We start from the raw sequence: 6,688 nt of genomic DNA, 5'->3' as shown, positions 1-6,688 counted from the left end.
ATCGCCCGCGCCAAGGCCAAGAAGGCCGCCCAGGCCACCGGTGACGGCGTGGTGAGCGAGACAGAAAACAGCGCAGAGACCGCCCCGAGCGTGGCCGAACCCGCCGCCGAGGTCGATCCCAAGAAGGCGGCCATCGCCGCCGCCATCGCCCGCGCCAAGGCCAAAAAAGCCGCCCAGACCGCCGGTGGCGGCGCGGTGAGCGAGGCTGAAAGCCACACCGCGCCAGCCCCGAGCCTGGCCGAACCTGCTGCCGAGGTCGACCCCAAGAAGGCGGCCATCGCCGCCGCCATCGCCCGCGCCAAGGCCAAGAAGCTGGCCGCCGAGGCCGCGGCGTCCTCCCCTTCCTCTTCGACCGACAAGAGCCACTGACCCATGTTCAATATCGCGAGTGCGCCCTTTGCCCACAACCGCAAACAGACCCAGACCCTGATGGTGCTGGTGATCCTGGCCTGCCTGCCCGGTTTCCTGGCGCAGACCTGGTTCTTCGGCTGGGGCACCCTGATCCAGATCCTGCTGGCGCTGGTCACCGCGCTGGGCTGCGAGGCGCTGGTGCTCAGACTGCGTGGCCGGGCCATCAAGCCCGCCCTGCTGGACGGCAGCGCGGCGCTCACCGCCGTGCTGATCGGCCTCTCCCTGCCGCCCTTGCTGCCCTGGTGGATGCTGGTGATCGGCACTGCCTTTGCCGTCATCATCGCCAAGCACCTCTACGGCGGGCTCGGCCAGAATCTGTTCAACCCCGCCATGGTGGCCTATGTGCTGCTGCTGGTCTCCTTCCCGGTCCAGATGACGAGCTGGTTGCCCCCCTCCGGCATCGCCGCCTATGACATCGGCTTCGGCGATGCGGCCTCCGTCATCTTCACCGGCTTCAGCCTGGACGGCTACAGCATGGCCCAACTCAAGCAGGGGGTGGACGGCCTGACCATGGCCACGCCGCTCGATACCCTGAAGACCGGGCTGACCCAGGGGCTGACCGCCAGCGAGGTGATGACCAACAAGGTGTTCGAGGGCTGGGGCGGCATCGGCTGGAGCTGGGTCAACCTCGGCTACCTGCTGGGGGGCCTCTTCCTGCTGCAGCAGAAGGTGATCAACTGGCGCATCCCGGCCGCCGTGCTGGGCTCCCTGCTGATCTGTGCCACCCTGGGCTATCTGGCCACGCCGGACAGCACCGCCACCCCCATGCTGCATCTGTTCAGTGGGGCCACCATGCTGGGCGCCTTCTTCATCGCCACCGATCCGGTGAGTGCGAGCACCACGGCGAAGGGCCGTCTGTTCTATGGTGCCCTCATCGGCCTGCTGGTCTATCTCATCCGCCGCTTTGGTGGCTACCCGGACGCCTTCGCCTTCGCCGTGCTGCTGGCCAACCTCTGCGTGCCCCTCATCGACAGCCTGACACGGCCCAAGGTCTACGGGGCCCGCCGCAAATGATCCGGATGCCACTCCCACTCTCAGGAACCATGCAATGTTAAAGAGCATGCGCAAGAACGGCCTGACCCTGGCCCTGTTCGCCCTCGGTTGTACCGCCATGGTGGTGCTGACCTACGAGCTGACCCGGGATCGCATCGCCCACCAGCAGGAGCTGGAGAAGCTGCGTACCCTGGAGGCCCTGTTGCCGCCCGGCAGCTATGACAACGATCTGGTAGCCAGCTGCAAGCTGGTCAGAAGCCCGGCCTATCTTGGCAGCGACCAGCCCATGCCGCTCTATACCGCCACCCTCAAGGGGGAGCACACCGGCTATGCACTGGAAACCGTGGCCCCCGACGGCTACAGTGGGGCCATTCGTCTGGTGGTCGGCACCGATGCCAAGGGCGCCGTCAGTGCGGTCCGGGTGCTGACCCACAAGGAGACTCCCGGCCTTGGGGACAAGATCGAGCTGAAGAAGTCCAACTGGATAGACAGCTTCGCCGGCAAGTTCCTCACCGCCGATAACGACGCCACCTGGGCGGTCAAGAAGGATGGCGGCGAGTTCGACGCCTTCACCGGGGCCACCATCACCCCGCGGGCCGTGGTCAAGGCGGTGAAAAATCTGCTGAGGCTGCAACAGGAGCACCCCGAGCTGCTGCGGGATGCCCCCTCCTGTGACCCCACCCCCTAACGCCGGAGCACAAGCAATGGAACAAGTCGACGTCATTGACGGGCAGAGCCCGGTCAGCGAGAGCCAGGGCCGCCGCGAAGAGCTCAAGGAGCTGATGCTGCAGGGGCTGTGGAAGAACAACCCCTCTCTGGTGCAGGTGCTGGGGCTCTGCCCCACCCTGGCGGTCTCCTCCACCTTCACCAACGCGCTGGGACTCGGCCTTGCCACCATGGCAGTGCTGGTCTGCTCCAACCTGGCCGTATCTCTGGTGCGCAACTGGGTGCCGAAAGACATCCGCATCCCGGTCTACGTGATGATCATCGCGGCCCTGGTGACCAGCGTGCAGCTCTTGATGAACGCCTACACCTACGGCCTCTATCAGGCGCTCGGCATCTTCATCGCCCTCATCGTCACCAACTGCGTCATCATCGGCCGGGCCGAGGCCTATGCCTCCAAGAACCCGCCCCTGCTGGCCGCCATCGACGGCTTCATGATGGGGCTGGGTTTCACCCTGGTACTGCTGGTACTGGGCGGCCTTCGCGAGATCATCGGCATGGGCACCCTGTTCGACGGTGCCGAGCTGCTGCTGGGGGACTGGGCCAGGTCCCTGCGCATCGAGCTGTTCCACGCCAACGCCAGCCTGCTGCTGGCGATCCTGCCCCCTGGCGGCTTCATCGGCCTTGGCCTGATGATCGCCGGCAAGAATGCCATCAACGACTGGATGGGCCGCAAGCAGCGCACCGAGAAGGCGCACTGCAGCGTGCCGGCCGCGGGTGCCCGCGCCACCCAGCTCTGAGACAAGAGAGAGTCATGAACAACCAGAAGCGCAGGCAGATCCTGGAGCGACTGCGGGACGACAATCCGCACCCCACCACAGAGCTCAACTTCACCACGCCGTTCGAGCTGCTCATCGCCGTGCTGCTGTCGGCCCAGGCCACCGACGTGAGCGTCAACAAGGCCACCGACAAGCTCTACGCCGTGGCCAACACCCCGCAGGCCATGCTGGCCCTCGGGGTGGACGGGGTGAAGGAGTACATCAAGACCATCGGCCTGTTCAACACCAAGGCCGAGAACGTCATCAAGACCTGCACCATCCTGCTGGAGCGCCATGGCGGCGAGGTACCGGAGAACCGCGAGGCCCTCGAGGCCCTGCCGGGCGTCGGCCGCAAGACCGCCAACGTGGTGCTCAACACCGCCTTCGGCTGGCCCACCATCGCCGTCGACACCCACATCTTCCGGGTGTCGAACCGCACCGGTTTCGCGGTGGGCAAGAACGTGGATCTGGTGGAGGAGAAGCTGCTCAAGGTGGTGCCGGCGGAGTTCAAGCTGGACGTGCACCATTGGCTGATCCTGCACGGGCGCTACACCTGCCTGGCCCGCAAGCCGCGCTGTGGCTCCTGCATCATTGAAGACTTGTGCGAATACAAAGAGAAGGTCTATCCCGAGAGCTGATCCGCAAGGCGCGCCTGACGTGCAGACATTTGCGGACCCGGGCCTCGGGCCATGGATTCAAGGCAGTACCAATCACCAACCCGGAGAATTGAGCAATGAGAATTCTGCATACCATGTTGCGCGTCGGCGATCTGCAACGTTCCATCGACTTCTACACCCGTGTGCTGGGCATGAAACTGCTGCGCAAGAGCGAGAACAGCGAGTACAAGTACACCCTGGCCTTCGTCGGCTACGGCGACGAGAAGGATGAGGCCGTCATCGAGCTCACCTACAACTGGGGCGTGAGCGAGTACGACCTGGGGTCGGCCTACGGCCACATCGCCCTGGAAGCGGACGACATCTACGGTACCTGCGAGGCCCTGCGCGCCGCCGGCGCCAAGATCACCCGCGAGCCGGGCCCGGTCAAGGGCGGCACCACCGTCATCGCCTTCGTCGAAGATCCGGACGGTTACAAGATTGAGCTGATCGCCAAGAAAGATGCCGGCGCCGGCCTTGGCACCAGCGTCTGAAGACGCTCTGCCGCCCAGGCGATGAGACAAAAAAACGGGGCCATTGGCCCCGTTTTCGTTGCTGAATCTGGCCTCAGGCCAGACGGAAACGCCCCATGGTCCGGTGCAGCCCCGCCGCCAGCTGGCTCAGCTCCAGGCAGGCGCGGGCGGTGTGATCCGCCCCGGTCGCCACCTCGTTGGAGGAGTCATTGATCCGCGCCACGTTGCGGCCCAGCTCATCGGAGACCGCATCCTGCTCGCCACAGGCGCTCGCGATCTGGATCGCCATGTCGGCAATCTGGGCGACCGCCTCCTCGATCTGCTGGATCCCCGTGCCGGTCCGCTCGCTCTGGCTCACGCACTGGCGGATCATCTCGCAGCTCTGGCCGGTCACCGTCTTCGCCTGGTTGGCACGGGACTGCAGGGTCTCGATGATGGCGACGATCTCGCCGGTGGAGGCCTGGGTGCGGCCCGCCAGGGTGCGCACCTCGTCGGCCACCACCGCAAAGCCGCGGCCCTGCTCCCCGGCCCGGGCCGCCTCGATGGCGGCGTTGAGCGCCAGCAGGTTGGTCTGATCGGCAATGCCGCGGATCACGTCCACCACCAGGTTGATCTGGGCCGACTCCCGCTCCAGCTCGGCCACCAGGGTGCCCGCCTGCTCCATCTCCTCGGCGACCCGGGTGATGGCCACCAGGGTCCCCTGCACGTCCTGGTTGCCGCGACGGGCCAGGGCATTGGCGGCGCTCGCGGACTCGGAGGCCGACTCGGTGTTGCCCGCCACGTCCGCCACCGTCGCCTTCATCTGCGCCATGGCGGTCGCCACCTGGGCGATCTCCTGCTGCTGGCTCTGGATCCCCCGGGCCGACTGCTCGGAGACGGTGCTCACCTCCTCGATGGCCGTGCCCAGCTGGGTCACGGCGGCGGCGACCTCCTCGATGAGCCCGCGCAGGTTGTCCTGCATCTTGAGGGAGGCCCTGGCCAGCGCGCCCAGCTCATCCTGGCCGATGTGCTGGCGATCCAGCCGATGGGTCAGATCCCCCTGCGCAATGGCGTTGGCCTGGGCCACCACAGCCTGCAGCGGCCGGCAGATCTGGCGGGTGAGGAACCAGGTCATCACCCCCATGAACAGCAGCAGCGCCCCTATGCTCGCCGTGGCGAAGCTCGTCACCATGTTGACGCTGCCGAGCAGGCTGCCGCGGTTCTCCTGCACGAAGCCCAGATTCACCTCCACCAGGCCCTGTACCGACTGCTCCAGTTCGGTGTAGGCGCCATTGGAAGCGAACAGCGCATCCCTGGCCCCCTCCAGGTTCCCCTGAGAGAAGAGCCGATCCACCCGGTTGATCGCCCCCAGATAGTGCAGCCAATCCCCCTTGACCCGATCGAATGCCCGGCGCTCGTGCTCGGCGCCCACGGTGGCCTCATAGGCGCCGAGGGCCCGCTCCACCTTGACCACGTTGTCACGAATGCGGCCGCGACGGGCCTGCTGATCGGCCACATCCTCCACCATCAGCAGGGCAAACTGGGCGCGGCGCACATAGGAGACGTCGTAGAGCAGGTTTTCCACCGAGAGCACGCTCGGCAGGGTGGAGTCGGTGAAGTTCAGCACCCTGTCCCGCACGCCGCGCAGCTCGCTGGCGAGAAAGAGTCCGAACAGGACGTTGATGACGGCGATGACCGTAAAGACGGCGGCAATCTTCTTGCCGATGGAGAGATCCTTGTAAGACATGTTGGCTGGTGATCCTCGACTGCGGTGCGCAGTGACACAATGATCACATCCGTGTAAGCGGTGACCCGAGACTCCTGACGGGAAATGACGACGGGCGAGGCAAGGAAAGGGCCCTCCCTTCCCCTCGCCGCCCCCGGTCGAGGCGGCTCGGCGCGGGGTGCCCGTCAGCAGAGCGACCACATTGCCAACGAACTTGAGCCGATTGCCGCAATCGCCCCCACGCCATGGACAAACGGGGGGCCAGGTTATGTAATGACCCTCTCGTCTTCCTCCATCACCGTATTCCGAGGCACCATGGACAACGCGTCGCCCCTCAGCCCCTCCTGGTCCGTTCAACTGCGCGAGCAGATCCAGGCCCGCCCCCTCATCGCCCTCGGGCTGCTGCTCGCCCTGGCTGCCGTCCTGCTGCTCCTGCTGCAGAGCCTCACCCTGCTGGCGACCGGCGAGATCACGGCGAGCATGCGCTACGGCCTCCTCGGCGGTGCCGCCGGTTTTGCCGCCACGGCGCTGGGCGCCCTGCCAGCCCTCTTTCTGCGCGCCGTCCCCCAGCGGGTGGAAGACGCCATGCTGGGCTTTGCGGCCGGCATGATGCTGGCCGCCAGTGCCTTCTCCCTGCTGCTGCCTGGCCTGGAGGCGGCCGAGGGGATCACCGGCAACGGCTTTCTCGCCGCCGCCGTGGTGGTGACCGGCATGACCCTCGGGGTGCTGCTGATGCTGGGGCTGGATCAGTTCACCCCCCACGAGCACGACAAGACGGGCCCCTGCGGCCCCGGCCACGAGAGCTGCGCCCGGGTCTGGCTGTTCGTGTTCGCCATCGCCCTGCACAACCTGCCGGAGGGCATGGCCATCGGCGTCAGCTTCTCCCAGGGGGACATGACGGTGGGGTTGCCGCTCACCACCGCCATCGCCCTGCAGGACATTCCCGAAGGGCTGGCGGTGGTGAGCGGCAAC

7 protein-coding genes and 1 pseudogene are annotated in these 6,688 nt (G+C 66.4%); 7 read left to right on the top strand and 1 reads right to left on the bottom strand.

Annotated elements, in window-relative coordinates; genetic code table 11:
* The 6 genes and pseudogenes from BN1136_RS20430 to gloA all read left to right on the top strand — a co-directional run.
* Positions 1-369: pseudogene (locus BN1136_RS20430) on the top strand (electron transport complex subunit RsxC); the annotation flags it as partial.
* Positions 370-372: 3 nt separating this feature from the next.
* Entirely contained in the window at positions 373-1,425 is a 1,053-nt protein-coding gene (gene rsxD / locus BN1136_RS15640; protein WP_043808855.1) for an electron transport complex subunit RsxD, read from the top strand.
* Positions 1,426-1,459: 34 nt separating this feature from the next.
* Positions 1,460-2,092, top strand: coding sequence for an electron transport complex subunit RsxG (rsxG, locus tag BN1136_RS15635; protein WP_043808852.1), 633 nt, complete (start codon positions 1,460-1,462; stop codon positions 2,090-2,092).
* A 16-nt stretch (positions 2,093-2,108) separates the two neighbouring features.
* The gene (locus tag BN1136_RS15630) at positions 2,109-2,867 is read left to right on the top strand and encodes an electron transport complex subunit E (RefSeq protein ID WP_043761459.1); all 759 of its coding nucleotides are present in this window, start codon (positions 2,109-2,111) and stop codon (positions 2,865-2,867) included.
* A gap of 14 nt (positions 2,868-2,881) precedes the next feature.
* Positions 2,882-3,523 (top strand): endonuclease III, encoded by a 642-nt coding sequence (gene nth / locus BN1136_RS15625; RefSeq protein ID WP_043761462.1) that lies wholly within the window; start codon positions 2,882-2,884, stop codon positions 3,521-3,523.
* A gap of 95 nt (positions 3,524-3,618) precedes the next feature.
* Positions 3,619-4,032, top strand: a complete 414-nt coding sequence (gene gloA, locus BN1136_RS15620; protein WP_043761465.1) for a lactoylglutathione lyase — start codon at positions 3,619-3,621, stop codon at positions 4,030-4,032.
* 73 nt (positions 4,033-4,105) lie between these two features.
* Here gloA and BN1136_RS15615 read toward each other — a convergent pair whose 3' ends face one another.
* Positions 4,106-5,737, bottom strand: a complete 1,632-nt coding sequence (locus BN1136_RS15615) for a methyl-accepting chemotaxis protein (protein ID WP_043761468.1) — start codon at positions 5,735-5,737, stop codon at positions 4,106-4,108.
* A 294-nt stretch (positions 5,738-6,031) separates the two neighbouring features.
* Here BN1136_RS15615 and BN1136_RS15610 point away from each other — a divergent pair.
* Positions 6,032-6,688, top strand: a 657-nt coding sequence (locus tag BN1136_RS15610) for a ZIP family metal transporter (RefSeq protein ID WP_043808861.1), incomplete at its 3' end; no start/stop codon positions are given.

The organism is Aeromonas taiwanensis, assembly GCF_000820165.1.
In the GTDB taxonomy this organism is placed as follows: Bacteria; Pseudomonadota; Gammaproteobacteria; order Enterobacterales; family Aeromonadaceae; genus Aeromonas; species Aeromonas taiwanensis.
The sequence above is the reverse complement of the archived record's forward strand: the minus strand, read 5'-3'. Positions and strand labels throughout refer to the sequence as shown.